30 protein-coding genes and 1 pseudogene are annotated in these 25,544 nt (G+C 32.7%); 18 read left to right on the top strand and 13 right to left on the bottom strand.

Annotated elements, in window-relative coordinates; all coding sequences use genetic code 11:
• The first annotated feature begins 26 nt into the window (after positions 1 to 26).
• Positions 27 to 1,334, top strand: a complete 1,308-nt coding sequence (locus GQR95_RS11740; RefSeq protein WP_159023339.1) for a Na+/H+ antiporter NhaC family protein — start codon at positions 27 to 29, stop codon at positions 1,332 to 1,334.
• A gap of 9 nt (positions 1,335 to 1,343) precedes the next feature.
• On the opposite strand, the gene GQR95_RS17100 is transcribed toward GQR95_RS11740, so the two are convergent.
• Both GQR95_RS17100 and GQR95_RS11735 read right to left on the bottom strand, forming a co-directional pair.
• Positions 1,344 to 1,442, bottom strand: a complete 99-nt coding sequence (locus GQR95_RS17100) for a hypothetical protein (protein WP_370514552.1) — start codon at positions 1,440 to 1,442, stop codon at positions 1,344 to 1,346.
• A 78-nt stretch (positions 1,443 to 1,520) separates the two neighbouring features.
• On the bottom strand, positions 1,521 to 2,333 hold the full coding sequence (locus GQR95_RS11735) for an RDD family protein (protein WP_159023338.1): 813 nt from the start codon (positions 2,331 to 2,333) through the stop codon (positions 1,521 to 1,523).
• A gap of 21 nt (positions 2,334 to 2,354) precedes the next feature.
• On the opposite strand from GQR95_RS11735, the gene GQR95_RS11730 reads away from it, so the two are divergent.
• The 7 genes from GQR95_RS11730 (at position 2,355) to GQR95_RS11700 (ending at position 8,557) form a co-directional block, all read left to right on the top strand.
• On the top strand, positions 2,355 to 3,320 hold the full coding sequence (locus tag GQR95_RS11730; protein WP_159023337.1) for a stage II sporulation protein M: 966 nt from the start codon (positions 2,355 to 2,357) through the stop codon (positions 3,318 to 3,320).
• Positions 3,317 to 4,042, top strand: coding sequence for a DUF4129 domain-containing protein (locus tag GQR95_RS11725; RefSeq protein ID WP_159023336.1), 726 nt, complete (start codon positions 3,317 to 3,319; stop codon positions 4,040 to 4,042). The genes GQR95_RS11730 and GQR95_RS11725 overlap by 4 nt, the downstream gene beginning before the upstream one ends.
• Complete coding sequence (locus tag GQR95_RS11720) at positions 4,039 to 5,244, top strand: DUF4350 domain-containing protein (protein WP_159023335.1); 1,206 nt, start codon at positions 4,039 to 4,041, stop codon at positions 5,242 to 5,244. The genes GQR95_RS11725 and GQR95_RS11720 overlap by 4 nt, the downstream gene beginning before the upstream one ends.
• 3 nt (positions 5,245 to 5,247) lie before the next feature.
• Positions 5,248 to 6,252, top strand: coding sequence for a MoxR family ATPase (locus GQR95_RS11715; protein WP_159023334.1), 1,005 nt, complete (start codon positions 5,248 to 5,250; stop codon positions 6,250 to 6,252).
• Between the two features lie 4 nt (positions 6,253 to 6,256).
• Positions 6,257 to 7,591, top strand: a complete 1,335-nt coding sequence (locus GQR95_RS11710; protein ID WP_159023333.1) for a DUF58 domain-containing protein — start codon at positions 6,257 to 6,259, stop codon at positions 7,589 to 7,591.
• Between the two features lie 92 nt (positions 7,592 to 7,683).
• Positions 7,684 to 8,055, top strand: coding sequence for a DUF805 domain-containing protein (locus GQR95_RS11705; protein WP_159023332.1), 372 nt, complete (start codon positions 7,684 to 7,686; stop codon positions 8,053 to 8,055).
• 109 nt (positions 8,056 to 8,164) lie between these two features.
• Positions 8,165 to 8,557, top strand: a complete 393-nt coding sequence (locus GQR95_RS11700) for a DUF805 domain-containing protein (protein WP_159023331.1) — start codon at positions 8,165 to 8,167, stop codon at positions 8,555 to 8,557.
• Positions 8,558 to 8,648: 91 nt separating this feature from the next.
• Here GQR95_RS11700 and GQR95_RS11695 read toward each other — a convergent pair whose 3' ends face one another.
• Complete coding sequence (locus GQR95_RS11695) at positions 8,649 to 11,144, bottom strand: ABC transporter permease (RefSeq protein ID WP_159024295.1); 2,496 nt, start codon at positions 11,142 to 11,144, stop codon at positions 8,649 to 8,651.
• Between the two features lie 47 nt (positions 11,145 to 11,191).
• The gene (locus GQR95_RS11690) at positions 11,192 to 11,881 is read right to left on the bottom strand and encodes an ABC transporter ATP-binding protein (protein ID WP_159023330.1); all 690 of its coding nucleotides are present in this window, start codon (positions 11,879 to 11,881) and stop codon (positions 11,192 to 11,194) included.
• 26 nt (positions 11,882 to 11,907) lie between these two features.
• Between GQR95_RS11690 and GQR95_RS11685 the strand changes: the two genes are divergently transcribed.
• The 5 genes from GQR95_RS11685 (at position 11,908) to GQR95_RS11665 (ending at position 15,766) form a co-directional block, all read left to right on the top strand.
• Complete coding sequence (locus GQR95_RS11685; protein WP_159023329.1) at positions 11,908 to 12,654, top strand: arylesterase; 747 nt, start codon at positions 11,908 to 11,910, stop codon at positions 12,652 to 12,654.
• Positions 12,655 to 13,335: 681 nt separating this feature from the next.
• Positions 13,336 to 13,713 (top strand): hypothetical protein, encoded by a 378-nt coding sequence (locus GQR95_RS11680; RefSeq protein ID WP_159023328.1) that lies wholly within the window; start codon positions 13,336 to 13,338, stop codon positions 13,711 to 13,713.
• A gap of 830 nt (positions 13,714 to 14,543) precedes the next feature.
• Entirely contained in the window at positions 14,544 to 14,909 is a 366-nt protein-coding gene (locus tag GQR95_RS11675) for a transposase (RefSeq protein WP_159023327.1), read from the top strand.
• Positions 14,910 to 15,187: 278 nt separating this feature from the next.
• The gene (locus GQR95_RS11670) at positions 15,188 to 15,496 is read left to right on the top strand and encodes a DDE-type integrase/transposase/recombinase (protein ID WP_159023326.1); all 309 of its coding nucleotides are present in this window, start codon (positions 15,188 to 15,190) and stop codon (positions 15,494 to 15,496) included.
• A gap of 18 nt (positions 15,497 to 15,514) precedes the next feature.
• Positions 15,515 to 15,766, top strand: a complete 252-nt coding sequence (locus GQR95_RS11665) for an integrase core domain-containing protein (RefSeq protein ID WP_255473220.1) — start codon at positions 15,515 to 15,517, stop codon at positions 15,764 to 15,766.
• A 65-nt stretch (positions 15,767 to 15,831) separates the two neighbouring features.
• Here GQR95_RS11665 and GQR95_RS11660 read toward each other — a convergent pair whose 3' ends face one another.
• Positions 15,832 to 16,170 (bottom strand): hypothetical protein, encoded by a 339-nt coding sequence (locus GQR95_RS11660; protein ID WP_159023324.1) that lies wholly within the window; start codon positions 16,168 to 16,170, stop codon positions 15,832 to 15,834.
• A 563-nt stretch (positions 16,171 to 16,733) separates the two neighbouring features.
• Positions 16,734 to 16,968, bottom strand: a pseudogene (locus GQR95_RS16835) (IS110 family transposase); the annotation flags it as partial.
• A gap of 514 nt (positions 16,969 to 17,482) precedes the next feature.
• Here GQR95_RS16835 and GQR95_RS11655 point away from each other — a divergent pair.
• The 3 genes from GQR95_RS11655 (at position 17,483) to GQR95_RS11645 (ending at position 18,722) form a co-directional block, all read left to right on the top strand.
• A complete protein-coding gene (locus GQR95_RS11655) occupies positions 17,483 to 17,740 on the top strand; it encodes a hypothetical protein (RefSeq protein WP_159023323.1) in 258 nt (85 codons plus the stop codon).
• Between the two features lie 256 nt (positions 17,741 to 17,996).
• The gene (locus GQR95_RS11650; RefSeq protein ID WP_159023322.1) at positions 17,997 to 18,239 is read left to right on the top strand and encodes a hypothetical protein; all 243 of its coding nucleotides are present in this window, start codon (positions 17,997 to 17,999) and stop codon (positions 18,237 to 18,239) included.
• 87 nt (positions 18,240 to 18,326) lie between these two features.
• Positions 18,327 to 18,722 (top strand): hypothetical protein, encoded by a 396-nt coding sequence (locus GQR95_RS11645; RefSeq protein ID WP_159023321.1) that lies wholly within the window; start codon positions 18,327 to 18,329, stop codon positions 18,720 to 18,722.
• A 469-nt stretch (positions 18,723 to 19,191) separates the two neighbouring features.
• Here the strand turns inward: GQR95_RS11645 and GQR95_RS11640 are convergent, their stop codons facing one another.
• Positions 19,192 to 19,461 carry a hypothetical protein gene (locus GQR95_RS11640; protein WP_159023320.1) on the bottom strand — a complete coding sequence of 90 codons (270 nt, stop codon included), beginning with the start codon at positions 19,459 to 19,461 and terminating at the stop codon, positions 19,192 to 19,194.
• Positions 19,462 to 19,580: 119 nt separating this feature from the next.
• Positions 19,581 to 20,450, bottom strand: a complete 870-nt coding sequence (locus GQR95_RS11635; protein WP_233265920.1) for a helix-turn-helix transcriptional regulator — start codon at positions 20,448 to 20,450, stop codon at positions 19,581 to 19,583.
• 203 nt (positions 20,451 to 20,653) lie between these two features.
• Here GQR95_RS11635 and GQR95_RS11630 point away from each other — a divergent pair, with 203 nt between their 5' ends.
• On the top strand, positions 20,654 to 20,809 hold the full coding sequence (locus tag GQR95_RS11630) for a YqaE/Pmp3 family membrane protein (RefSeq protein ID WP_038529340.1): 156 nt from the start codon (positions 20,654 to 20,656) through the stop codon (positions 20,807 to 20,809).
• A gap of 8 nt (positions 20,810 to 20,817) precedes the next feature.
• On the top strand, positions 20,818 to 21,114 hold the full coding sequence (locus GQR95_RS11625) for a hypothetical protein (protein ID WP_159023319.1): 297 nt from the start codon (positions 20,818 to 20,820) through the stop codon (positions 21,112 to 21,114).
• 80 nt (positions 21,115 to 21,194) lie between these two features.
• Here GQR95_RS11625 and GQR95_RS11620 read toward each other — a convergent pair whose 3' ends face one another.
• The 5 genes from GQR95_RS11620 to GQR95_RS11600 all read right to left on the bottom strand — a co-directional run bounded on the left by GQR95_RS11620 (position 21,195) and on the right by GQR95_RS11600 (position 25,539).
• On the bottom strand, positions 21,195 to 22,025 hold the full coding sequence (locus GQR95_RS11620) for a phospholipase A (RefSeq protein WP_159023318.1): 831 nt from the start codon (positions 22,023 to 22,025) through the stop codon (positions 21,195 to 21,197).
• A gap of 247 nt (positions 22,026 to 22,272) precedes the next feature.
• Complete coding sequence (locus tag GQR95_RS11615) at positions 22,273 to 23,331, bottom strand: NAD(P)-dependent alcohol dehydrogenase (protein WP_159023317.1); 1,059 nt, start codon at positions 23,329 to 23,331, stop codon at positions 22,273 to 22,275.
• Positions 23,332 to 23,334: 3 nt separating this feature from the next.
• On the bottom strand, positions 23,335 to 23,760 hold the full coding sequence (locus tag GQR95_RS11610; protein ID WP_159023316.1) for an OsmC family protein: 426 nt from the start codon (positions 23,758 to 23,760) through the stop codon (positions 23,335 to 23,337).
• Between the two features lie 23 nt (positions 23,761 to 23,783).
• Complete coding sequence (locus GQR95_RS11605) at positions 23,784 to 24,878, bottom strand: alkene reductase (protein WP_159023315.1); 1,095 nt, start codon at positions 24,876 to 24,878, stop codon at positions 23,784 to 23,786.
• Positions 24,879 to 24,966: 88 nt separating this feature from the next.
• Complete coding sequence (locus tag GQR95_RS11600) at positions 24,967 to 25,539, bottom strand: Crp/Fnr family transcriptional regulator (protein ID WP_159023314.1); 573 nt, start codon at positions 25,537 to 25,539, stop codon at positions 24,967 to 24,969.
• Positions 25,540 to 25,544 lie beyond the last annotated feature (5 nt).

Below are 25,544 nucleotides of genomic sequence, written 5' to 3'. Positions count from 1 at the left end.
TATACTCCTTCTAAAAAGAATAAGACATGGCTAATACAATAACTACTCCCAAGTTTTCAGCATTAATCCCTTTACTCGTTTTCGTTTTTACGTTTCTAGGTGTTGGTATCTATCAAGACGATTTTTATGCTTTACCTTCTCCGGTTGCCGTTATAGGTGGTATAATCGTTGCTTTTGTAATGTTTAAACAATCTATTAATTCTAAAATAGAAACTATTCTAAAAGGTTGTGGCGATACTAAAATTTTAACCATGTGTTTAATCTACTTACTTGCAGGTGCATTTGCTGCCGTTGCAAGTAAAACAGGTAGTGTAGATGCTATTGTAAATTTGGGATTAGACTATATTGCTATTCAATATATTTATGTTGGAATCTTTATTATCGCAGGATTTTTATCTGTATCTACAGGAACATCTGTAGGAGCAATTGTAGCGCTAGCCCCTATTGTTGTTAGTTTTTCTGATAAAAGTAGTGCAGATTTAGCCATTTTATGTGGTGCGCTTTTAGGCGGAAGTATGTTTGGAGATAATCTATCGGTAATTTCAGACACCACTATCGCAGCAACCCAATCTTTAGGTTGTAAAATGAGTGATAAATTTAAACAGAATATTAAAATAGCAATTCCTGCAGCGCTATTTACCATTGCCATATTAATTTTTCAAGGTTTAGGCTTAGAAACAGCAGACTCTGAGGCTGTAGTATATAGTTATTCGGTTATAAAAATACTGCCTTACGTATTGGTTATTATACTCTCTATTGTAGGCGTTAATGTGTTTGTAACTCTATTATTAGGAACACTATCTGCTGGTCTTTTAGGTATAATTTACGGCGATTTTACACTCTTAGAAGCCACTAAAATTACTTATGAAGGTTTTACAAATATGACAGAAATCTTTTTGTTATCGTTGCTTACTGGAGGTTTGGCTGCTTTAGTTGAAAAAAATGGAGGTATAGATTATATCTTAACTCATATTAGAAAGCTAATTAAAAGTAAAAAAACAGCAGAATTAGGAATTGCAACCTTAGTAAGTACCATTAATATGGCTATAGCAAATAACACAGTTTCTATTATTATTGCTGGTCCGATTAGTAAAACTATTAATGATGAATACCATTTAGACAACAAAAAAACAGCCTCTATTTTAGATATCTTCTCCTGTATTTCTCAGGGGTTATTACCTTACGGTGCACAAGTATTAATGATTTTAAGCTTTTCGAAAGGCAAAATAGATTATCTGGACTTAGTGAGTAATGCTTGGTATTTACTCTTACTACTCGTGTATACAGTGGCTTTTGTAAGCCTTAGACCTTTAAAATTTATTAAACAAAAATAGTAAGATCGTTTACGGTTTTAAAAGCGTGAAGAAAAAAGTAGTACCAACACCCTCTTCACTCTCTAACCAAATGGTTCCGTTATAATTAGTGATGATTTTTTTTACAATAAGAATACTCGTATCGTGATTTGGTTATCTTGAGAATCTTTTTTTAAGATAAAAACAGATTCATTCTCACTAATTCTATTACATACTTTGAGTGTAGTAATTGTAATCTTTTAAAACAACATCTATAAATTCCTTATCACTTTTATGAGTCATTTTAATACCTGTAACTTCAATAATTTTAGTTCTTAATTTTACTAAAGTACTGTAATCGTTAATTTTGCTTGCCGTTTTAAATGTTTCTTTAATTATTCTGGCATCATTGTCCGATAATCTAATAACAGCCGGATACAACGGCTTATAAGTGTCAGTGATTTTTTCTAAAATAGTATCAGAAAATTTCACGTCATCTTTTAGATAAACAACAACGGTATTTGCCATTAAATCTCCAAAACGCTGATGTTTCTTCGTGAAAATAATCATTAAAAAGCCTACCAGTTTTCCTAATAAAAATATAAAAATCAACAATTCATATTCAGACCCTAATCCTAAAGACGCGATGTATATATAGATTAACGAGAAAAAATTAAAATCTATAGTTCTTAAAAACCAACGGATGGAATAATCTAATATAGAAGGTTTAAACCCATCTATATTTATGACTTTAATTTTAAGTAATTTCTTTCCAATAGTTTGTCCGTTTAATAATATTTCAGAATAAAGCGAATAAAAAGTAACTGGTAAAAAGATTAAAATATCTATAGCTTTTATAGACCATTGATCGCTTTCCATTGTGTTTTCAATAACATGGAAGTCTAAATATGTATAAGCAAGATATATATATGCTAATTTTATAATATTATCTATAATAAAAGCAGACAACCGCTGCCCTACGTTAGCCATGGTAAAATTGATGTCTACATTTTGTGCTGTTTTTATTTGGAGTCTTTTCATGCAATGTTTAAATTCGCCTTAATGAGAGAAGTCGCTTTTATAAAGCAAAATAAAGAAAAATGGCTTGAATTTGAACAAATAAGTTTAAATAAAGATAAAAAAAGCCCAGACGATATTACCGATTTGCATATTAAAATCATGAACGATTTAGTATATGCACAAACCTACTACCCTAAAAGTAAAGTGACTACCTATTTAAATAAGCTTGCAAAATCGAGTTTCGATAAGGTTTATCACACAAAAAGGAGAGCTAAAAATACCGTTTTAAATTTCTTTTTCGACACCATTCCGCTTCTCACATACAAGCATAGAAAATACATTTACATTTCATTTATATTTTTCTTTATCTGTTTTTTTATTGGCTTATTATCTACGTTTAACGACGATTCTTTTGCGAGACAAATTTTAGGAAATAGTTATATAGACCAAACCCTAGAAAATATTGAAAGCGGAGATGCTATGGCTATTTACAAAGGCGGTAGTAATTGGGGAACATTTATTGGTATTTACGACAACAACCAGCGTGTAGGTTTAAATATGTTTCTTTCTGGACTGTTTTTAGGTATAGGAACAGGATTTTATATTGCTTATAATGCCATTATGGTTGCTGTTTTTCAAGCCTTCTTTTATCAGCACAATAGTTTTTTTGATAGTATAAAAGGGATATGGATTCACGGAACTTACGAAATTTTCGGAATGATTATAGAAGCAGCAGCAGGTTATATTATTGGCGCAAGTATATTATTTCCGGGGACATTAAAACGCTTTCAGTCGTTTAAAATAGGCGCTCGAGAAGCGTTCTTAATTTTTATAAGCACCATTCCGTTTACCATTATGGCAGCACTTTTAGAAGGATATATTACAAGGTATTCTAATAAAATGCCCGTTGTTATGTGTTTTGCAATTATTATATTTAGTTTAGTTACTATTAGTTATTATTATCTTATTCTACCTTTTAAAGTAGCAAAAAAACACGCCTTAAGATGATGAGAACGTGCTTACTCCTACTATTATTTATAACCACTACATATGGTTTCTCTACACATTTACAAGATAATTATCAGGTTGAAATAGATTCGATTGTGTGTAATAAAAACACAGATATTGAAACAAACCGGTCGTTTAAAACCAACTTAAAAGAAAAATATAATGGTAACGATTTTAAATATGTAGATAATTTAAAAGCACCTAAAAACGAAGCCAAAAACTCTAAACTGACTACAGATGGGGTTAATTTTCTAGCGGTTTTTTTAGATTTTATGACCTCTATCTTTCCATTTATTTTAGGAGCGATTGTGGTCTTTATTATTTTAAAAACCTTTATTGGCTCAGATGTTGGTTTTTGGAGCTTTAAAAGTGCAACAAAAAAAGTTGCAGATCAATTAATTTATGAAGACGAAAATATTCATGATACAGATTTTAGCAAACTCCTTGAAAAAGCAATCTCAGATACCGATTTTAGATTAGCAACCCGATATTATTACTTATCGTTATTAAAAAAATTATCTGATAAAAAAACCATCTCATACCATAAAGACAAAACCAATACAGAATATGTCTTTGAAATTGAAAACAAAGAAATTAGATCTCAATTTTCCGACGTATCTCACATATACAGTTACGTTTGGTATGGCGAGTTCCCTATAGATTCACAGACCTTTAAGACGGTAGAAAAGAAATATAAATCCATTTTTAATTCTATACATTGAGTTTCTTTACAAACATAAAAACCTACCTGATTTTAATTATTTTATTTAGCCTAACAAGTTGTAATAAAACAGATTGGCATGAGAATTTTAAAGAAAAAAATAAGAGTCCGTTTGGAACCTATATTGTTTATAATGAAGCCGAAACACTGTTTGGAAAGAATGTACATTATCTAAAAGAAAACATTTACGATTATCTCTTTGAGAATGTAAAAGACAATAATTTCGGGAATTATATATGTATAAAATCTGATGCTACTAAACTAGATTCAGACGGAGAAGATTATCTATTAGACCATGTAAAAAGTGGTAATACTGTTTTTTTATCTCTTAATTATTTTGACGAGCATTTAAAAGACACCTTAAAATTTACGACCAAAAACCTTGACCAAAATGCTTTTACTCCAGAAGATTTAAAAGTTTTAAAAGGCACACTGTATTTAGAAAACAAGGTATTTAAAAACGAAACGTACACCTTCGATAGAAACATTAGAAAACAGTATTTCGACACCTACAATACCAATAACACCATTGTTTTAGGCACACTAGATGTTGCAGGAAAAAAGCAACCTAATTTTATAAAAATTTATTATGGAGAAGGCGCCATATATTTACATACAAATCCTGTTGTCTTTACAAATTTTAACATGATAAATGGCCGCGAAGCTTATGCAGAACATGTGTTTTCTTATTTACCTTCGGCAGATATTTTATGGGATCCGCAAATAAAATCTAGTAAATATAGTCCGCCTAAAGACGACGATCAAGAGTCTATTTTTAAATTCTTTTTACAACATTCTACATTAACATGGTTTTTGGCTGTGTCTAGCATTGGACTACTGTTGTTTATGGTATTTAATGCCCGACGAAAACAAAGAGCCATTCCAATTATTAAGCCGTTACAAAATTCGACTGTAGAGTTTACTCAAACCATTTCTAATTTATATTTAAAAGAAGAAGATCATAAAAATCTAGTCGATAAAAAGATTGCTTACTTCTTAGAAAAAGTTAGAGAAAAATACTTAATCAGTACAACAAATTTAAACAGTCAATTTATACAAAACCTCGCGTTAAAATCTAATAACGACTTACAGAGTACAAAATATTTAATACATACTATAATCGATTTAAATAAGAAGTACGATTGCTCAGAAAATGAATTAATTATACTAAATAAAATGATAGAAAATTTCTTTAAAATATAACACATGGAAGATCAAATTAACACTGAAGTTTCAGAGCATTTAGAATTTAAAAACAGAATAGATGTTTCTGAACTACAAGAAGCTGTTCATAACATAAAGCAGCAATTAAAGAAAGTTATTGTAGGCCAAAAAGACATGATGGACTTGCTTATTGTTGCACTTTTAGCAAACGGACATGTGTTAATAGAAGGTGTTCCTGGTGTTGCAAAAACCATTACAGCTAAATTACTATCTAAAACTATGGATGTCGATTTTAGTCGTATTCAATTTACTCCAGATTTAATGCCATCGGATATTTTAGGAACCTCTGTTTTTAATGCAAAAACATCCGATTTCGAATTCAAAAAAGGTCCTATTTTTTCTAGTATGATTTTAATTGATGAGATTAACAGAGCGCCAGCAAAAACACAAGCTGCTTTGTTTGAAGTCATGGAAGAAAAACAAGTAACTATAGACGGCGAAACCTATAAAATGAAAGAACCTTTTATTGTTTTAGCAACTCAAAACCCTATAGAACAAGAAGGAACATACAGATTACCAGAAGCCCAATTAGACCGTTTTCTATTCAAAATTAATATAGAATATCCTACTGCAGACGAAGAGTTAGAAATTATTATTAGAGAACAAGCTTTAGTAAATGCAGATAAGATTGAAAAAATTGAAGCTATAATTACTGGAGAAAAAATTGAACAGTATAGAGCCTTAGTTAATCAAATTAATTTAGAAGATAATTTACTAAAATACATTGCCAATATTGTGGTAAATACAAGATCTAACTCCTTTTTATATTTGGGAGCTTCACCCAGAGCAAGTATTGCTATTTTAAAAGCATCTAAAGCATTTGCGGCTATAGAAGGTAGAGATTTTGTAACACCAGAAGATATTAAAAGAGCAGCCATTCCTGTGCTACAACACAGAGTAATTGTAACTCCAGAAAGAGAAATGGAAGGATTATCTAGCAAACAAATTATTGAACAAATTATTGAAGCCGTAGAGATCCCGAGATAGCCAAATGAAAAAACTATACAGTGCTTTATTTTTAAACAATAGATTCTTCTACATTTTAGCTGTTATCGCAATGCTATTTGTGGTTGGATTTTTTGTGCCCTTTGTTTTTTACGTCTCTAAAATACTCCTGTTCACACTATCTCTTTTGGTTTTGGTAGATATAATTATCCTTTTTAATAAAACAAACGGTATCATTATAGATCGCGTATTACCAGAAAGATTATCTAATGGAGACGACAATAAAATCACACTTCATGCACAAAATAAATATGCTTTTGTAAGTCATTTATCTATTATTGAAGAACTTCCTTTTCAATTTCAAAAGCGCGATTTTATATTTAATTTAAAACTAAGTGCTAACGAAAACAAAACCATTCATTACGACCTTAAACCTACAGAACGCGGTATTTATAGTTTTGGAAATATTAATGCCTACGCCTCTACTCCGCTGCAATTAGCAACTAAAAAATATATTTTAGGAGACCAAAAAGAACTAAAATGTTATCCGTCGTTTTTAAAATTAAGAGCTTTTAGTTTTAAAGCTTTTACAGATTCGACTATTTCTTATGGTACAAAAAAAATAAGACGCATAGGACATTCCTTAGAGTTTGAACAAATAAAAGAATATGTATCTGGAGACGATATTAGAACTCTAAACTGGAAAGCAACAGCAAAGCGTAATCAATTAATGATTAACCAATATGTCGAAGAAAAATCGCAACCTGTGTATTCTATTATCGACAAAGGACGTGTAATGCAAATGCATTTTAATAATATAAGTTTACTTGATTATGCGGTAAACTCAACCTTAGCCATTAGCGATGTTATTTTAAGAAAACAAGATAAAGCAGGTATGCTATCGTTTTCTAAAAAACTAGAAGATATTATCGTTGCCGAACAAAGAAACTCGCAAATGAGTTTAATTTCTGAAGCATTATACAATATTAAAACAGATTTTTCTGAGTCGGATTTTAGTAGTTTATATGCTGTGGTAAAGCGAAAAATAACCAACAGAAGTTTACTTATTCTATATACAAATTTTGAAACCATAGATGGTTTAAACAGGCAATTACCTTATTTAAGAGCATTGGCAAAAAACCATTTACTTTTAGTGGTTTTCTTTAAAAACACAGCATTAAATGCGGTAATCAACTCTAAATCAGAAAACATACAAGAGGTGTATGATACCATTATTGCTGAAAAATTTATGCACGAGAAAAAACGAATTGTAAAAGCATTACAAAAATATGGTATTCAATCGGTATTAACAGAACCTCAAAATTTAACAGGAGACACCATAAATAAATATTTAGAATTAAAGTCTAGAGGACTTTTTTAAGCAGAGAACATAAAGTAGGAAATTTTTTAACATATTAAAAAATGTATAATTTTTACTACATTAGCTGAACTAACCCCTAATTAACAAATAAAATGAATTGGTATTTAAAAGTAGTAAAAGAACATTACGCAGATTTTAAAGGACGTGCAAGACGTCAAGAATATTGGATGTTTTTCCTATTTAACATTATTATATCTTACGCTCTTGACTTAATTTCAGGATTTTTAGATTTATCTATTTTATCATTCGTATCAACTATATATAGTCTTGCTGTTCTTATTCCAAGTATAGCTGTAGGTGTAAGACGTATGCATGATGTTGGAAAAAGTGGATGGTTTTTATTAATCCCTTTCTATAATTTATACTTAGCTGTTTCAGATAGTGAAGTTGGTCCTAATAAATGGGGAGACAATCCTAAAGGTTTAGGAAACGATAGTGCTATAGATTCTATTGGTAAAGAATAAATCTCTTTTTAAAAAAGATACAAAATAATAAGAGGTGTTATAAATCAATCATGATTATAACACCTTTTTTTATTTACATTAGCTAAACTAACCTTAATTAATAAATAAAATGAATTGGTATTTAAAAGTAATTAAAGAACATTATGCAGACTTTAAAGGACGTGCAAGACGTCAAGAATATTGGATGTTTGTATTAATAAACATGCTTATTTCTTGGGGTATAACCATATTGGGTTACCTATTTGATTCTTCAATTTTTAGTGGAATTTCTGGTTTATATTCATTAGCTGTGTTAATACCTGGTATAGCAGTTGCTGTAAGAAGATTACATGATGTTGGAAAAAGTGGATGGTTCCTTCTACTTTCATGTATTCCAATAATAGGTTGGATATGGTTAATTGTTCTTATGGCTACAGATAGTGAAGTTGGTCCTAATAAATGGGGAGACAATCCTAAAGGTTTAGGAAACGATAGTGCTATAGATTCTATTGGTAAAGAATAAATCTCTTTTTAAAAAAGATACAAAATAATAAAAGGTGTTATAAATCAGTCATGATTATAACACCTTTTTTTTATATCAATACTTATTAAATTTATGCTTCTTTACGTAATACTTCTAAAGGCGAGCTTTTTAATACCGTTCTTATATTACTTAAACCAATTACCAATACCAATGCAGTAATACCTGGCAAGAACACCAGAAATGGAATTGCAGATGGCACAAAAGGTTCTTTAAAAACAAGTAATGCCAAACATAAACTACTTACTAAGGCTAAAATAATACCAACCAAACTTCCTAAAAGTCCTAAAAAGAGATATTCTAAAGCTGTAATTTTTAAGATTTGGATATTCTTAGCGCCTAGCGTTCGTAATAATACGTTTTCCTTAATACGCTGATATTTACTGGTGCGTATAGATCCTATTAACACAATAATCCCCGTAAACATGCTAAAGAACGCCATAAAACTAATCACCCAAGAGACCTTTTCTAAGATGCCTTCTACCACCGTAAATATTTGTCGTAAATCGATAATAGAGACATTCGGGAAACGGCTCACCAAATCTTGCTGTAAGGCAGCCGAACTGTTTTCGTCGGGCACCAACGTGGTTAACACATTAAACTGTGGCGCGTCTTCTAACACGCCAGCCGGAAAGACCACGGTAAAGTTTAGTTGCACTTGAGACCAATCGACCTGACGGATACTTCCCACTGTAGTTTCCATAAGTACACCTTGTACATTAAAAACTACCGAATCGCCTACCTCTAAATTGGCATCGTTGGCGAGGTTATCGGAAATGGAAATCACCACCGATTCACCAGTATCTAATCTCGGCGTCCACTCCCCTGCTATTAGGGTTTCCGAATCGATTAGGGTATCGCGATAGGTGGTTCTAAATTCGTGACTTAACACCCAACCACGGACTTGCCGTGTACTGTCTTGGCGAATATCGTTTACCAATTGTCCGTTAATCCGTTGCATGCGCATCGTTACTAACGGGATGTCGCTAAGCACAGGTAAATTTTTAGATTGTATGCGTTGCGAAATGGCCGCGCGCTGGGCTGGTTGCACGTCTAAAATGATGATGTTAGCGCTATCGGACTGGGCGCCGACTTCGGTTTTTGCCAATAAAATGTCTTTGGTAAAATATAGGGTACTGATTAAAAATGTTCCCAATCCAATGGCAATCACTAACACGACGGTCTGATTGTTTGGTCGGAATAAATTCAGTACACTTTGTCTGGCTGTAAAACTCCAATGCTTTGGAAAATAGCGCTTGATTAAACGCGTGAATCCTATGGCAACACCTGCTAATAAAGCAAAAGTGATTACCGTGACTCCTACAAATGAAAGCGCATAAAGAGCATCTTTTATCAGCCAAAACGAGAATAAAAACAGAAATACTAAAATGGCTGTAAATACAGAAAGACGTACCCATAATGGCTCTTGTGCCCCATCTTCACTCACCCGTAACACATCTAAAGGCGATACAAACCAGGTGCGTAATAAAGGTAAGAGTGCAAATAACACCGACATAAACAAGCCGAGTAAGATCCCGATTAAAATGGGTACTACCGAAATGGAAATCTCTAATGTAAAGGGTAAAAAGTCTTGTAATAAATACGGAAATACCAACTGTAGCCCCACACCTATTAACGCCCCTATAGCGCCACCAAGAATCCCGATACCTCCAATTTGAATGAGGAATATCAAAAAACTTTGCAGTCTAGACGCGCCCATACATTTTAAAACGGCAATGGCTTTAAGTTTCTCTTTAATATAAATATGTACCGAACTCGCAATCCCAATACAGCCTAGTAACAAGGCTATAAAGGCCGCTAGATTTAAGAAATTCCCCACATTCTCGTAACGTTTACCTAAACGTTTAGAGGTTCCGGTATGCGTATCTAAATCGGCATTTTCTAAATCTAATAGTGGTTCTAAACGGTCTTCTAAACGTTTTAAATTAACCGTGTCCGATACTTTGTAGTAATACTGGTATTCTTTCCGACTTCCAAACTGTAACAGCTTGGTGGCGGCTACCAAATCCCGTGGCATAATCACTGGAGGTGCTACAGAACTGGAAATGCCCGAGTTCCCCGGCATAGATTTTAAAGCCCCTACTATAGGTAACGTCAGTTCCCCGATTTTAATAGAATCACCCGTTTTTACATTAAACTGTATCATGAGTGTGGCATCAACCAACACACCACCTGAGGTCTGATACGTGGTTGATGCAGAAGCAGGTTCGGCATCGATTTCACCGTAAAACGGAAAATCGCCAGCAATTCCCTGAACTTTTACCAATTTGGTTCCGCCACTTTTTGGAAAGGCAATCATGGACACAAAATTCACTTCGGAAGCCTGCGGTTGTAACGAATCGATAATGGCTTGTGCTCGCGCTGTCGGTTCTTGTTTGGAGTCGATTATAAAATCGGCACCCATTAAGGTTTTAGATTGGCTCTTTAAATTATCCTGTAAATTAGAACTGAATAATTGAATGGAAACCACCGCTGCAATTCCCAATATAATCGAGGCCATAAATAATAGTAAACGGACTTTACTCGCTTTGGCATCCCGCCAAGCCATTTTAAAAAGCCATCGGAGTTGTATGTTTTTTGAGGTGTTAGAATCTATCAAAGCGCAGTAGTGGGTTGGTTCGTAATAATTTTTCCACCTTTAAGTTTTAAGATGTGTTGGGTACGGTTGGCTAACTCTAAATCGTGGGTAATAATCACTAAAGTGGTGCCGTGTTCTGCATTCAGTTCAAAAAGCAATTGAATGACTTTTTCTCCAGTTTCCTCATCTAAATTCCCCGTAGGTTCATCTGCAAATAATATCGCTGGTTTATTGGCAAACGCACGTGCTAAAGCCACACGTTGCTGTTCGCCACCAGACAACTGCGACGGATAATGATGCACACGACTGCCCAAACCGACTTTATCTAACAAGTCTAAACTTACCTGAGTGGCGTTTTTATCGCCTTGCAGTTCTAAAGGGACACTCACATTTTCCAAAGCCGTTAACGTAGGTAAAAGCTGAAAATTCTGAAATATAAACCCCACGTTTTTGTTTCGTAATTGTGCGCGTTCATCTTCATTCAAGGTCGCTAAATCTTGTCCGCATAATTCCACTGTACCACCGTTAGCCTGATCTAAACCTGCACATAACCCCAATAAGGTGGTTTTTCCGCTTCCAGAAGGTCCAACAATAGAAAATATTTGCCCTTGCTCGACATCAAACGAAATGTCGTGTAATACCGTTAATTGTTTGTTACCGCTGGTATAAGTTTTTTCTAACCCAGTTATCTTTAATATCTTTGACATCTAATCTTTAATTTAAATCACTATTTATGTGCGAGGCTCAAAATAAACAATTGCAATCAAATCACCCTGGGTTTAGGGTCTCTAAACTCTTAAAGTTTTGTTATTTTATTTTAGCCCTAGCCCTGTATTCTTGTGGTGATGGCAAAGCGGAAAAAGCCAAAGACCAAAAAACTGAAACTACTACCGTTACATCGACTGAAGCGGAACAACCAAAAGACAAAACCATTTTATGTTTTGGAGATAGTATTACTGCTGGTTACGGATTAGATAATACAGATGATGCCTATCCTGGGATTTTACAAGACACTATAAATGCATTAAACTTGGAGTATACCGTGATTAATTCGGGAGTTAGTGGCGAAACCAGTGCAGGCGGAAAAAGCAGAATTGATTGGGTAATTAAACAAACCCCAGACATATTTTTATTAGAATTAGGGGCGAATGATGGCTTACGCGGCGTACCCGTTACTGAAACACGAGCCAACCTACAACACATTATAGATGTGGTTCGTGCTAAAAGTCCAGATACAAAAATTATACTGGCGGGCATGCAAATGCCTCCAAACATGGGAACCGCATATACTACAGATTTTAAACAACTCTTTATAGATTTAGCTTCGGAAAACAATATTGCCTTTATTCCGTTTATTTTAGAACAAGTTGGAGGTAAACCAGAACTGAATCAAGGCGATGGTATTCACCCTAATATTGAAGGTCATAAGCTAGTTGCATATACCGTTTGGGATGTACTTGGTCCTATGGTGAAATCGTAATACACCTTACAAGCACATGTGTGCACTACAAATTATGTTTTCTATTATGTATCACCTAAGAGTGCACATTCACTGATGCGCTCTTAACTTATACCTGAATAAAATCGAGTAATTACGGTTTTACAGTACTTATCTTAGGTTAAATTGTTTTATTTTTAAGATGGAATTATAATACGTACTCTTAACGGGATACACCTATGTTTATTTGGTATAAAAGGAGTTGTAATGAATTTTGTCTTACCCTGAAAAAAGGCTACATAATTTTAAACCTTATGTACAAAAATAACAAAGTAATTAGACGTTACAGTGAACCTTTTAAATTGAAAATTTTAGCCGAACTTACAACAGGAAAATAGCACCAATAGCCATACAAACCATACTGCTACAAAGCAAATAAACACGAGTAAAATAGCCATACAACAGTTACCAAAAAACAAGCCTTAAATTAGTATGTAAACAAAAGTGCACTAGTCGTATACGTAAATCGTGTTTTACTAGTGCACTTTTAATTTATTTAAGCTAAAACATTGTGTGTTTTACGGTTATCCGTACTCTTCTTTTAGTATTAAGTAATATATTTAGACATAAAATTAACAATATCCAATTGTTTTATCGGGATAACCCTATGTTTATATTGGATAAAAGGAGTTAGCTTTAATTTAAACCAAAAAACGAAAAATTATGAAAACAAAGAACATTATACTTGGAATTTTATCTTTAATGACTTTTGTTACTTACGCACAAACTGAAAAGAGTCAAAAGTTAGAATCAAAAACTGCTGTAACGGAATTAAAAGTTGAAACGGAAAATCTTGACGAATTAAAAAACTTTGACTGGAATATGGTTAAGGAAATGTTTGAAGAAAACGATTCTGAACAAGAAATCACTCTTGCATTTGCGTACGTAAACAAATCTGAAATTGATAAATCGAAGGTTCGAGTTGATAATTTTGAGATGAAATTAACTGGGAAAACAGCTGATTTGGATAAACTGACTGCGAAACTGAAAAAGTCATTTAACAAATTAGATGAAATCAACGGTCGAAATATAAAAAACTAAAGCTAATCGAGTGGATGGCTCCGCCATCAAATGACGGAGTGCACCCCTCACACCACCGTACGTACGGGTCTCGTATACGGCGGTTCGTAAATCATCACACCAAAGCTCTTTTCACCCTTGGCACTATCTTCTAGTTTAAGCATAGGCTACCACTAGGGCTCCTATGCGAATTTTGAAGAGAATTACGTTCAGTCCTTCCCTACTTGTGAGTCCATCGGAGGTATTGCCTCTGCTCGTTTCCTGTAAGTACTATGACCTCTGCTGACTTCTCCAAATAACCAACTCGTAGTTGCCCCTCACGCCTGCTGGCTCGTTCTCTAAAAATGTCTACCAGACATTTTCTTTACGCTCCGCCCTCCAGGTAATGCCATCTTCTTTCCCTCAATTCCTGCCGTATCTACATACTTACCCTTTTGTTAATCTTGGGGCGTTACAATGATGTGGTTGCTTACCCGAGTAAATATGCCTCTGTATACGGTTTCTGTTCGTCAGTACCGAGTTTTGTAGTTCCGCTTCCTTCAGATAAAACCTCACGGTTTTCACCCTTGCGACTTACTAATGCTTCAGAACGTTACTCCTGCGCATAAGGGACTTGCACCCTATAGATTAATTATTTACCTTTCGGTAAATCAAAAGATGCCCATGCTGGGCACACACACCGTATAAAATTAATTGCGGTTTAGTGCTTAAACAAAGGTCATTACGTGTTTGTAACGTCTGATTTTCCTTCGGAAAATCCTCGCATACAAACCCGCAACTATTCTTATACATATAAACGTTGTAACACATTTTGACCCGTCCTGAAATAAGGCTACATAATTTTAAACATTATGTACAAAAATGACAAAGTAATTAGAAGGTACAGTGAACCTTTTAAATTGAAAATTTTAGCCGAACTTACAACAGGCAAATACACAAAGAGTGACCTTTGTAAACTTTACTCAATTGCTCCTACAACAGTTAATGAGTGGATTAAAAAGTATGAACGTAAAGACTTAATGAACACCAGAGTAAAAGTGGAAACAAAAGACGAAATTACTAGAATTAAAGCGCTACAAAAAGAAGTAGAACAGCTTAAAAAACTACTTCTTAAAAAGGATCTCGATGCTATGGTAGAAGAATCTTACCTGGAAGTAGCGGCTGAGAAATTAGGATACAAAAATGTCCAACAACTCAAAAAAAAACTCAATATCTAGCCTTAATAAAAGCAAAAGATAAAGCTAAGGGATTTGCTTCTTTATCAACTATATCCAGTTGTTTTGGACTAAAACGAGATGCCTATTATAAGTTTAAAAACAGAGCTGATAAACGTTTAAAACGAGAACAACAGATTATTAATATAGTCAAGAAAAGACGCAAATCGCTTCCTAGAGAAGGTGTTCGTAAACTTATAAAATCATTAAATGATGAGTTTACAAAGATTAACCTAAAAGTCGGTAGAGATACGCTATTCAAGGTGTTAAGGTCTCAAAATATGCTCACTTTAAGAAAGAAATATAGTTCTAGAACAACCAACTCGCATCATCGTTTTTATAAATATAACAACATCATAAAAGATCTAGAAATCACAAAACCTAATCAGGTCTGGGCATCAGATATTACATATATCAGAACCGTAAAAGGCTTTTGCTATCTAGCTCTCATTACGGATATGTATTCTAGAAAAATAGTGGGTTATGACCTAAGTGATAGCTTAGAACTAAAAGGATGCGTGAGAGCACTTAATAAGGCCATATATCAAGCTAAAGATATTAGCGGACTCATACATCATTCAGATAGATGAATACAATACTGTAGTAATGTGTATACACAAATACTAAAAAGGAAAAAGATAGATATTAGCATGACTGAAGAAAATCATTGTTACGAAAATGCCATGGCCGAACGGGTAAATGGCATCCTGAAAGATGAGTTTTACCTAGACCAGACCTTTACTGACGTGCAACACGCTAAAAGAGCTACAAAAAATGCAATTAATCTATACAACGAAATAAGATTACATTTATCTTTAGATTATAAAACACCTAATATGATATATCAATTATCAGCCTAAATTCAATTTTAACCTGTAGCCATATTTCAGGACTAGACATTTGAGCAAAAACTCAAAATCCGTTCTTAAAACCTGAAGTCACTCAATTCTTGAGCAATTAACGGACTTAAATTTATATATTTAGATTTACTATAAACTTTGTTAACTTGAACTCTTTCAATTATGATTTGTTGAAACTTCATCATTTTCTGATCAATTGAAAATTTTGAATCATAAGTAATATAGTGGTTGGTCTCATTGATTTTATTTGCAATAGAAGAATATGATTTCACAGTTTTACGCTCGAACTGACTATAAACTTCTTTAAGGTTTGAATAATAACCTATAAAGCTATTTATTTTTTTACTTGTACTGACTGATTTTTTCCTGTCAATCTCAATTCCTTTAACGATATATAATTTCATAATAATAGAAGTTATCAACAATAATTAGAATATAAAACACATATTCATAAAACAAAACATAAATATCCATATTTTATAGTACTTTGCTAATATACGAACTAAAATATAAAATTATATTCTAAAACCGTGTTTATAACTCTTAACTAAAACACTTGAATATCAAACAGTTGAAATTTATCTTTGTATGGAGATAATATAACTGAATGGCTAAAAAAAGTGAAATAAAAAAGAACATCAAATTTTATAAAAAAGAAATGGAAAAATGGGAATTCAGAATTCTTATTTCTTTAATTTTAATTTTTTTGGGAATTATTGTTTTTTACCTTTTTTATTTAAAAGTCAACAATTGGGACTTCACAAATATCGAATTTGGTACTTTAGAATTTCCGAAATTAAGTCTTTTAACACCATTTCTTTTCTGCTTAGGTTTCTCAGCTAGACAGTTCAATTATTACAAAAAGCAATTAGATTTGTACAAACTAAAATATACGGAATCATAAGTCATAATCGGAATAAAAACGTGTTACAACAAAGTACTGTGGTAAAAAACAAGTAAAAAGGCATTAATTTTCTACTAAAACACTTCTATAATTATTATCATAGGTTAATCCTGATTTAGCTATGGCAAAAGCCTGTTTTAGTAAGGGTATTACACACGGCTATTAATGCTAATTTTTTACTCTTTCCTTTGGCAACTAATCGATCGTATATTGCTTTGCAAGCATAGTTATATTTACAAGCATTAAAACTGCACATAAATAATAAATTCCGAAGCTTTTGATTACCTATTTTATTTATTACTCTCTACACTCCTCTTATTTCCTATACTAATTATCTCAATTACGGTTTTACCACAAATTAATTCCAATATTATGTTTTATCTATAAAAAAGTTACTTTAACAAGTATATGTTTATTAAAAATCATAATGTGATAAAGAGCATACTTTTCAAATCATAGTTGCATAATTTTGAACACCTCTTTTTTAAAATAACAAAGTGATTTGTCTTTACAACCAACCTTCTTACATAACATATTTTACTAGATATAATACTCATAAAATATGTTACTACACTAGCTAGTTTAATATAATCCCTTGTTTTTAAGATAGTATTGGCAATGTTAGAGGATTAAAGCCTTATACTATGATAGAACATTTAAAACATCATAATCATGGGGATAATTAAAGATAGAAAGAAATTCAAAACAGTAAAAGAACAGACTAATCCTACAAACCCGACTGGCAATACCAACCAACTAAACAAAAAGGATAAGATTAATGAACCCACCATTAAAAAAAAACAAAGCAACAAATGAAAAACACTATAAAAAATAATAAAACACAGATTTCTACCAAATTCATAAGTAAAAACATTGAAGAGATTAAAAACCATAGAAAAATAGCAGCGTATTTACAACTTGCTGCAAAAAACCATTTAAAAGCAGCTATACATTTTCAGGAAGGCAATCTTAAAAAAGCAGCACAAAGTACAAAAGTTGCGCATGCTAATTTTAATCTTGCCAATAAGGCACAAAGCAAATTTATGAATTACCATACCATAGCCGACTAATTCAGCAGATTATAAGTTAAAAGCAATTTTATTAAGACCTTAAAATATAAAAAATGGAATCTCAAGATGAACTCAATGAAAACATACGATTAATAACAATAAAGATTCAAAAGGAGAATCCAGAACTAATCAAATACCGAGAGGCATCCCCCTTAAAAAGGAAGAAAAATTAAATAAAGAAGCTTTAAAAGATTATTTAGATTCCCTAAATAATATATTAGAAATGTATGCTAAAGAGCATTAAAAAACTTTAAATATGACAATCCAAATAATTATTAACAAAACGATTAATTGCGTAAAAAACAGTTCTGATGTATTTAATTATCAAACATTAAAAATCTTACAACGATTAGAGACTTATATTACTAGAATAAAAAATAACCTTATACATATAGGTGCAAAAAAAGATAATTTTTATGATGTCTCGGATATGAAAGCATGTAGAATTGAAGGCATGACACCTATTGCGATCCCTATTCAAGCAAATAAAACACTATAAATACGCTGAAATAAGTGCTTTTAACACAATAAAAATCTTTGAAGCAAGAAGGCTTCGGAACCTTAAAAAGAATTAAAACTCACCAATATGAAAACAAATAACAATCTCGGTATTTGGATGGATCATTCAACAGCTAATTTGATTGATATAAATTCAAATAACGAATGTCGCAATATTGATTCAAAATTTACTTCAGAAACCAAGGAAGAAGCCTTGTATAGGAGTGAAAGTCTGATGCACAACAAAAGACAACAAATGCATGAAAATTTTTATAACAAAATAGGCACTCAGATTTTAAAACATAAACATGTACTATTATTTGGTCCTACAAATGCCAAGGTAGAATTACATAATTCTCTAAACAAAGATTTACATTTTAAAGATATTAGAATTGATATTGAGTCTGCAGACAAAATGACTCAAAATGAAAAGGAGGCCTTTGTTCGAAATCATTTTGAGAAAAGCAGAAAAGGATCTGATTAACATTAAAAGTTTATTTATAGCTAAAAGTTTCTGCTTTACTAGTATTATAAGTTAATGTAAAACATAGCTTTAAACAGCATTTTCACAAAGACAATACAGGAAACAAAGTGTCTAAAAATTGCAGTAAATGACTAGACACAAAGTTCGGTCGTTTTCTGCGCTCTTTGTTTTAAAATCATGAATAGTACATCTACAGTAAATTTAGAGTATTTCCTTTCAGTTATGACCGATTTAACTGAATTACAAAATGATTAATTATCATGTTTCCAATATCTTTTTTTACGCCGCTCTATAAAACAAAAAAAGGGTGCCAAATGGCACCCTTTTTTATATTGTACATATATGTATTTTAAGACTTAAATACAGTACATATTTGGTTTGGATTTTATTTGCTATTTGAATTTGTTTTTATCTGATAAAAATGATAAAAAAAATCCGGAGCATGGTAATTTTAAACCTCTTGAAACGCTTAAAGTTTAAGCTTCGGTTTCAGGAAATGATGATGCTTACTTTTTTCTTTGTATAAGGTCATAGTAGCCATTACACTCCAAATTAAATTGGCAACAAAAGACGGTAATGCATTGTAATAATAACAGTTAATGGCTATTATAATGGCTCCAAAAAGATTTAAGTACTTAGAGTAGTTTACGTACTTATTGTTTTCTATAAGGGTTAGTCCATATGCTAGAACTAGAAAGCCAGAACCTGACCACCCTAATACATCTATTAACAATTTCATTTCACTAAATTTGATTCTTTTTTGTTGTTATATTAAAGTGCAAATGTCTTGTAAGAGGTCTTATTTTAAATGATACAAAAGCATCTAAAAATGGTAAATTTACGCCATTTTTAAAATTTTTATTTAAACCTATTTCTAAACTCTAAAGGCGTCACCTTTTGATGCTTCTTAAAATACTTAACAAAATTTGTAGGCTCTTCAAAACCAAGTGTATATGCAATTTCCTTAACACTATCTGTAGTATGCGCTAACAAACGTTTAGCTTCTAATATAATTCTAGAATCTATCATTTGTTTTGGCGTGATAGCCATTATTTTTAATGTCGCTGCATTTAAACGTTTTTCTGTAACACTTAACTGCATGCAATATTTACTAACCGATTTTAAAACGTGAAATTGTCTGTCTAATAAATCTCTAAACTTAATAACAATTTCTAAGTCTGGTCCCTTATTAATTTTGGTGGTTTGTTTGTTTTGTCGGGCTCTTTCAGAAATTAATAATATGTTCTGTAAATAGCCTCTAAGAATATCTGACTGAAAACTATCTGCATTCGTTTTTAGTTCTGTTTTTATAAGCTGAAAAAAACTATTGAATATTTTTGTTAGTCCGCTGCCCACTTCAATATTAGAAAGCGCATGTAAATCGTTAAAAAGCATACAACTTCTTAAAAACTTAGTATCGGCCTCTGTTTTACAAAAGAAGTTATCGCTAAACAAAAGGATTTCGCCATCTATAGGTGTATCACTATCGTAGCACTGCACACTATTTTTATCGACAAACAAAATTGAATTTGGTTTAATCTCTATCGGATTAAAATCGACCATATGCTTAGGACTTCCTTTTTTAAACCATATAATTTGGTAAAATTCGGTTCTATGAGGTACTGTTAACTCATTAAAAGATTTGGCATATAAATTCCCTAGGTTTTCAACTTCAAATTCATGAAGGATTCCTGTTTTAAACCAATACTTTTTAATATCTGAGACCACGTATATCGGGATTATTTTGAAACCGCAAACATAGGTTTTTTTCGATTTTAAATGTTAGTTTATTTTCTAAAAACATTCAAAAAAATGAACGTGCTTTTTTAAAGCATACTCAACCTATTAAAAGCATCAATATTTAAATGGTTTCAGTTAATACCCCGCAGATGTAATATGTAATTTTGAGTCTAACATAAAAAACAAAGACCATGTCGTTACTCACCATTATACTTAGTATCCTTTTACCACCTGTAGCTGTATTTTTAAAACACGGTATTGGTACCACATTACTAGTAAGCATTTTACTAACCCTTTTAGGATGGTTACCTGGTGTAATACATGCCTTTTATGTAAACAGTAAATAATATATATTATGAAAACAAACGATAAGAAAATGCCATACAATCCAGAAATCACTGAAGCAGATAAACAAATATTAGGCGATAAGTCTGGACATTTAAGACAAGATAACGGAGACGATGAGCTTTTAAAGAAGCGTGAGAACGCACCTGATTTTGCTGCCGAGAATTTAGATATTCCAGGCGCGAGTCCTGCAAGACCATTAACAAATGGAAAACCTCCTAAAGATGAAGAGAATAAACATTATAGTTTAGGTAGTGCAGATAATGAAAACCTAGAGTTAGATATAGATAATACTAAGGATGATTAATAATTTTTAAGACCTCTTTGAGTATTATTTTAAATCCCTTAAGCATAAACATATGTTTAAGGGATTTATTGTATTTAAATTTATTTTATCATGGGTTTTAAGAAATCTAATTCGTTTGTTTTTATAACAAATCCTATACGCACCATACTGGTAAACTTCTCGTAAGCAATAAGGCTTTCGGCATATCCGGCAAACCACTCTAACATGATGTATTGGTTTTTAGTTTTAAACGGATTATAATACAAACGCGATCTTACGGCGCCTTTCCAATCTAAATTCAAGCCTTTTTTAACGGCTATTTCAAAATTAAGCTTGTCTGGTGTAATCTCGCGGGAATATGTAACCTGCCCCAAACCAACATACTCTAACAGGTCTGAATTATCGTCATGATAGCCAAAAGGCGCCCACACCTCTACGCTTAATATACTTTTATGACTTAAATTTGTAGCATATTTCATGCTTAATCGGTTCCAACTTCTAGAATAAATGCTGTCTCGACCATTAGATTCGTGATTCAGCTTTATAGAAGCCACCCCCTTTACATGGTCTGTTTCATCGTAAATTACTTTTCTTAAGCCAATAGTAGGATTAAAATTTATTTCCTGAAACGGACTAGAAAACTCGTAAATGTTCCAAAAGGCTTTTTGGGTATAGGTTAAAAACATATACGAATCCCAGATTATAGGATCTCTAGAGATAAGTTGCTTAAAACTAATTTGGTATTTAATATCTGCTGTGCTAGACTTTATTGCCGTGTTAGTTGGCACCCCTGTAATAAGATAATTGTCTTCATGAATTGTAAAGGACGGATTTTCCTTAATACTAGTATTAACCTCCTCCCTAGTATAGGTTTGAGCATAAGTATTAAAGAGTATTAAAAAAAAACCGAAGACGAGATAGTATGTTTTCATAAATAAAAAGGACTAGATATTTAAGCGAATTAAATGCCCTTGCTTAAAATAAAAATAGACAGTACATATGTATAAACAGTCTGATTTATATAACACGGGTAATTTTTTGCAAAGGTGTGAAATATTATAAGGTTACCTTAATCTGTTTGGTTAAAGTTTTAATCGAATTGAAATCTGTCTATACACACAAAAGCAGCACCTAAATAACTCTAGGTACTGCTAATTTGTATTAAACTTAAAAAAAGGACTATTTTTTAAGCGATTTCATATCGATAACAAAGCGATACTTCACATCGTTTTTAGTCACACGTTCGTAGGCGTCATTAATATTTTGCATATCAATAAGCTCTATATCACTAGTAATATTATGTTCTCCACAGAAATCTAACATCTCTTGTGTTTCTTTGATACCACCAATTAGAGATCCTGCAACACGTTTACGTCCGCCAATAAGACTTCCGCCATGGAATGGTTTTAAGGGCTCTACAGCACCTACTAATACCATAGTGGCATCTATTTTAAGTAATGCTAAGTACGGATCCATTTCATGACCTACAGGAATGGTATTTAATATAAAGTCGAAACTTCCTTGATGCTTTTTCATATCGTCTGCATCTTTAGACACCAATACTTCATGCGCACCTAAGCGTTTAGCATCGTGTCCTTTTTCTGGAGACGTAGTAATCATAACTACATGCGCTCCTAATGCTGCTGCAAATTTAACACCCATATGCCCTAAACCACCAAGGCCAATAACACCAACTTTATCTCCTTTTTTCACGTTCCAGTGACTTAAAGGCGACCAAGTGGTAATACCAGCACATAATAATGGTGCAGTAGCTGCTTCGTCTAAATTTTCTGGTACACGAAGTACAAATTTTTCGTCGACTACAACAGCTGTTGAATACCCTCCATAGGTTTGTAAACCTTCAAGATGTTTATCAGGACTGTTGTATGTATATGTGGTTCCGTTTTCACAAAATTGTTCTAAATCTTGTGCGCAAGAGGCACAAGTATGGCAAGAATCTACCATACATCCAACACCAACTAAATCGCCTACTTTATAACGACTTACGCCAGAACCTATTTCTGTAACACGACCAATAATTTCGTGTCCAGGTACTACGGGATATGTCGATCCTTTCCAGTCGTTTCTTACGGTATGTATATCACTATGGCATACACCACAATACGTAATATCAATCTTTACATCGTCTGTTCCTACAGCTCTACGCTGTATATCTAATGGTTTTAAATCTGCTGTAGATGCTGTTGCACCATATGCTTTTACTGTTGTTGTAGACAAAATTTATATGTTTTTTAAGGTTACTTTTAATTCAATTTCTGTGTTCAATAGTTTTGAAATAGGACACACGGCTTTCGCTTCATGTGCTATTTGCTGAAACTCTTCTGCATCTATATTAGGTACATCGCCTACTAAATTTAAGATGATTTTAGTAATGGCGCCATCTTCAAAATTAACAGATGCATCTACATCTAAAGTTGTTGCGGTATAATCGGCTTCGTTTAATAAAAAGCTTAATTGCATCGCAAAACATCCAGCATGAGCTGCACCAATTAGTTCCTCTGGATTGGTTCCTTTTTCACCATCTTCAAAACGGGTTTTAAAAGAATATTGTGTGTGATCTAGAACTTTACTTCCTGTGGTAAGCTGTCCTTGGCCATCTTTTCCACTTCCTTTCCATCCTGCATGTGCTTGTCTTGTAAATTTCATAGGTTTTGTTTTAATTGTTAATACTATTTAGAGGCATTAGGATAATCTGTATATCCTTTTTCTCCTTGTGTATAGAAGGTATCTTGATCCCATTCGGCTAACTCCAAATTGTTTTCAAATCGCGCTACTAAATCGGGATTCGAAATAAACAACTTACCGTAAGCCACTAAATCGGCATCGCCATCTTCCAATACTTTATTTCCGGTCTCTTTATCAGATACGTTGTTTATCATTAACGTTCCTTTATATAATGGTCGGAAATGTTTAGCTATATTTGTCACTGCAAACGGTACATCAGATACATCTGTAAACGGTTCTGATAAATGTACATAGGCTAAGTTGTAGTCGTTTAATTTTTCAATGATATATTCGAATGTTGGAATGGTTTCTTCATCTATTGTAATACCAAACATGCCGTGTAAAGACGGATTAAAACGCACACCAACTTTTTCTTGTGGTATTACTGTTTTAATAGCATCTAAAACTTCAAAGAAGAAACGGCTTCTGTTTTCTATACTCCCACCATATTCATCTGTTCTGGTATTAGAACATGCGTTAAAAAATTGCTGAAATAAATACCCGTTAGAGGAATGAATTTCGAGACCATCAAACCCTGCTTTTACTGCATTTGCTGCAGCATTTTTAAAATCTGTAACTGTTTGCTTAATGTCTGCAATCGTCATCGCTTTAGGCGTTACAGTTTCTTTAAAACCTTCTGGCGTGAATGATTTAGCATGCGGATTTATAGCTGAAGCTGAAACCGGTAATTCTCCATTATGAAAATCGGGATGAGATATACGTCCAACATGCCATAATTGAATAAAAATAGTTCCGCCTTTATCGTGTACACGTTTGGTTACTTTTTTCCAACCTTCTACTTGCGCTTCAGAATAAATTCCAGGCGTATTAATATAACCTACTGCTTGTTTAGAAACTTGAGAGCCTTCTGTAATAATTAAACCTGCAGAAGCACGTTGTTCGTAATACAAGCCCTGTAATTCGTCTGTTGCAACCTTAGCTTCATTATCGGCACGACTACGCGTCATTGGTGCCATAACGATTCTGTTTTTAAGGTTTATATTTTTATGATATGGTTTTAAAAGATTTTGATTACTCATAGCTGTGATTTTTTAAATTGTTATTGAAACAAATTTACAATACAGCATAGCTAATCTCATTGACCTATATCAATTGGGATAGATTTAACTATTTTAAAGTTTTTCTAACACGACTTAAATTTTCTGGAGTCACACCTAAATAATTTGCAATATCGTAATTCGCAACTCTATTCTCTATACTCGGGTACGATTTACAAAAATCGAGATAACGTTCTTGTGTGTGCTTTTCTTGTGTAGATAAAATACGTTTCTGCTGAGAAATAAATGCTTTTGTAATTAAAATTCTGAAATAACGTTCGAAAATGGGAGCATCTTCATATAATACTTGAAGCGCGTCGTGATTAATAGATAACAATTGCGCATCTTCTATAGCCTCAATATATAAATTTGAATTGCCCTGATTATAAAAGGCTTCAAAATCGCCAATCCACCAGTTTTCTACAGCAAATTGCAAGATGTGTTTACTTCCTTTTCCATCCATATAATAAGCCTTTAAGCACCCTTTTACAACAAAATACTCGTGCTTAACACGGGTTCCTGGTTTTAATAAAAAGGCGCCTTTAGATACAGATACCTCATTTAAAATAGAAAAGATTTTTTGCATATCGATCGCACTTGGATGGATATGATTTTGTATGTGTTTCGCGATAGATGTATGCATGCTAC

Source organism: Formosa sp. L2A11, from assembly GCF_009796865.1.
GTDB lineage: Bacteria > Bacteroidota > Bacteroidia > Flavobacteriales > Flavobacteriaceae > Formosa.
Note: the sequence above shows the minus strand (reverse complement) of the source record. Positions and strands in the feature narration are given on the sequence as shown.

What these genes read in the sequence shown, in the direction of transcription:
- GQR95_RS11740 (WP_159023339.1), top strand. Translation starts at nt 27, where the DNA reads ATGGCTAATACAATAACTACTCCCAAGTTTTCAGCATTAATCCCTTTA.
- GQR95_RS11735 (WP_159023338.1), bottom strand. Translation starts at nt 2,333, where the DNA reads ATGAAAAGACTCCAAATAAAAACAGCACAAAATGTAGACATCAATTTT.
- GQR95_RS11730 (WP_159023337.1), top strand. Translation starts at nt 2,355, where the DNA reads ATGAGAGAAGTCGCTTTTATAAAGCAAAATAAAGAAAAATGGCTTGAA.
- GQR95_RS11725 (WP_159023336.1), top strand. Translation starts at nt 3,317, where the DNA reads ATGATGAGAACGTGCTTACTCCTACTATTATTTATAACCACTACATAT.
- GQR95_RS11715 (WP_159023334.1), top strand. Translation starts at nt 5,248, where the DNA reads ATGGAAGATCAAATTAACACTGAAGTTTCAGAGCATTTAGAATTTAAA.
- GQR95_RS11710 (WP_159023333.1), top strand. Translation starts at nt 6,257, where the DNA reads ATGAAAAAACTATACAGTGCTTTATTTTTAAACAATAGATTCTTCTAC.
- GQR95_RS11705 (WP_159023332.1), top strand. Translation starts at nt 7,684, where the DNA reads ATGAATTGGTATTTAAAAGTAGTAAAAGAACATTACGCAGATTTTAAA.
- GQR95_RS11700 (WP_159023331.1), top strand. Translation starts at nt 8,165, where the DNA reads ATGAATTGGTATTTAAAAGTAATTAAAGAACATTATGCAGACTTTAAA.
- GQR95_RS11695 (WP_159024295.1), bottom strand. Translation starts at nt 11,144, where the DNA reads ATGGCTTGGCGGGATGCCAAAGCGAGTAAAGTCCGTTTACTATTATTT.
- GQR95_RS11690 (WP_159023330.1), bottom strand. Translation starts at nt 11,881, where the DNA reads ATGTCAAAGATATTAAAGATAACTGGGTTAGAAAAAACTTATACCAGC.
- GQR95_RS11685 (WP_159023329.1), top strand. Translation starts at nt 11,908, where the DNA reads ATGTGCGAGGCTCAAAATAAACAATTGCAATCAAATCACCCTGGGTTT.
- GQR95_RS11680 (WP_159023328.1), top strand. Translation starts at nt 13,336, where the DNA reads ATGAAAACAAAGAACATTATACTTGGAATTTTATCTTTAATGACTTTT.
- GQR95_RS11675 (WP_159023327.1), top strand. Translation starts at nt 14,544, where the DNA reads ATGTACAAAAATGACAAAGTAATTAGAAGGTACAGTGAACCTTTTAAA.
- GQR95_RS11670 (WP_159023326.1), top strand. Translation starts at nt 15,188, where the DNA reads ATGCTCACTTTAAGAAAGAAATATAGTTCTAGAACAACCAACTCGCAT.
- GQR95_RS11660 (WP_159023324.1), bottom strand. Translation starts at nt 16,170, where the DNA reads ATGAAATTATATATCGTTAAAGGAATTGAGATTGACAGGAAAAAATCA.
- GQR95_RS11655 (WP_159023323.1), top strand. Translation starts at nt 17,483, where the DNA reads ATGAAAAACACTATAAAAAATAATAAAACACAGATTTCTACCAAATTC.
- GQR95_RS11650 (WP_159023322.1), top strand. Translation starts at nt 17,997, where the DNA reads ATGACAATCCAAATAATTATTAACAAAACGATTAATTGCGTAAAAAAC.
- GQR95_RS11645 (WP_159023321.1), top strand. Translation starts at nt 18,327, where the DNA reads ATGAAAACAAATAACAATCTCGGTATTTGGATGGATCATTCAACAGCT.
- GQR95_RS11640 (WP_159023320.1), bottom strand. Translation starts at nt 19,461, where the DNA reads ATGAAATTGTTAATAGATGTATTAGGGTGGTCAGGTTCTGGCTTTCTA.
- GQR95_RS11630 (WP_038529340.1), top strand. Translation starts at nt 20,654, where the DNA reads ATGTCGTTACTCACCATTATACTTAGTATCCTTTTACCACCTGTAGCT.
- GQR95_RS11625 (WP_159023319.1), top strand. Translation starts at nt 20,818, where the DNA reads ATGAAAACAAACGATAAGAAAATGCCATACAATCCAGAAATCACTGAA.
- GQR95_RS11620 (WP_159023318.1), bottom strand. Translation starts at nt 22,025, where the DNA reads ATGAAAACATACTATCTCGTCTTCGGTTTTTTTTTAATACTCTTTAAT.
- GQR95_RS11610 (WP_159023316.1), bottom strand. Translation starts at nt 23,760, where the DNA reads ATGAAATTTACAAGACAAGCACATGCAGGATGGAAAGGAAGTGGAAAA.
- GQR95_RS11605 (WP_159023315.1), bottom strand. Translation starts at nt 24,878, where the DNA reads ATGAGTAATCAAAATCTTTTAAAACCATATCATAAAAATATAAACCTT.
- GQR95_RS11600 (WP_159023314.1), bottom strand. Translation starts at nt 25,539, where the DNA reads ATGCATACATCTATCGCGAAACACATACAAAATCATATCCATCCAAGT.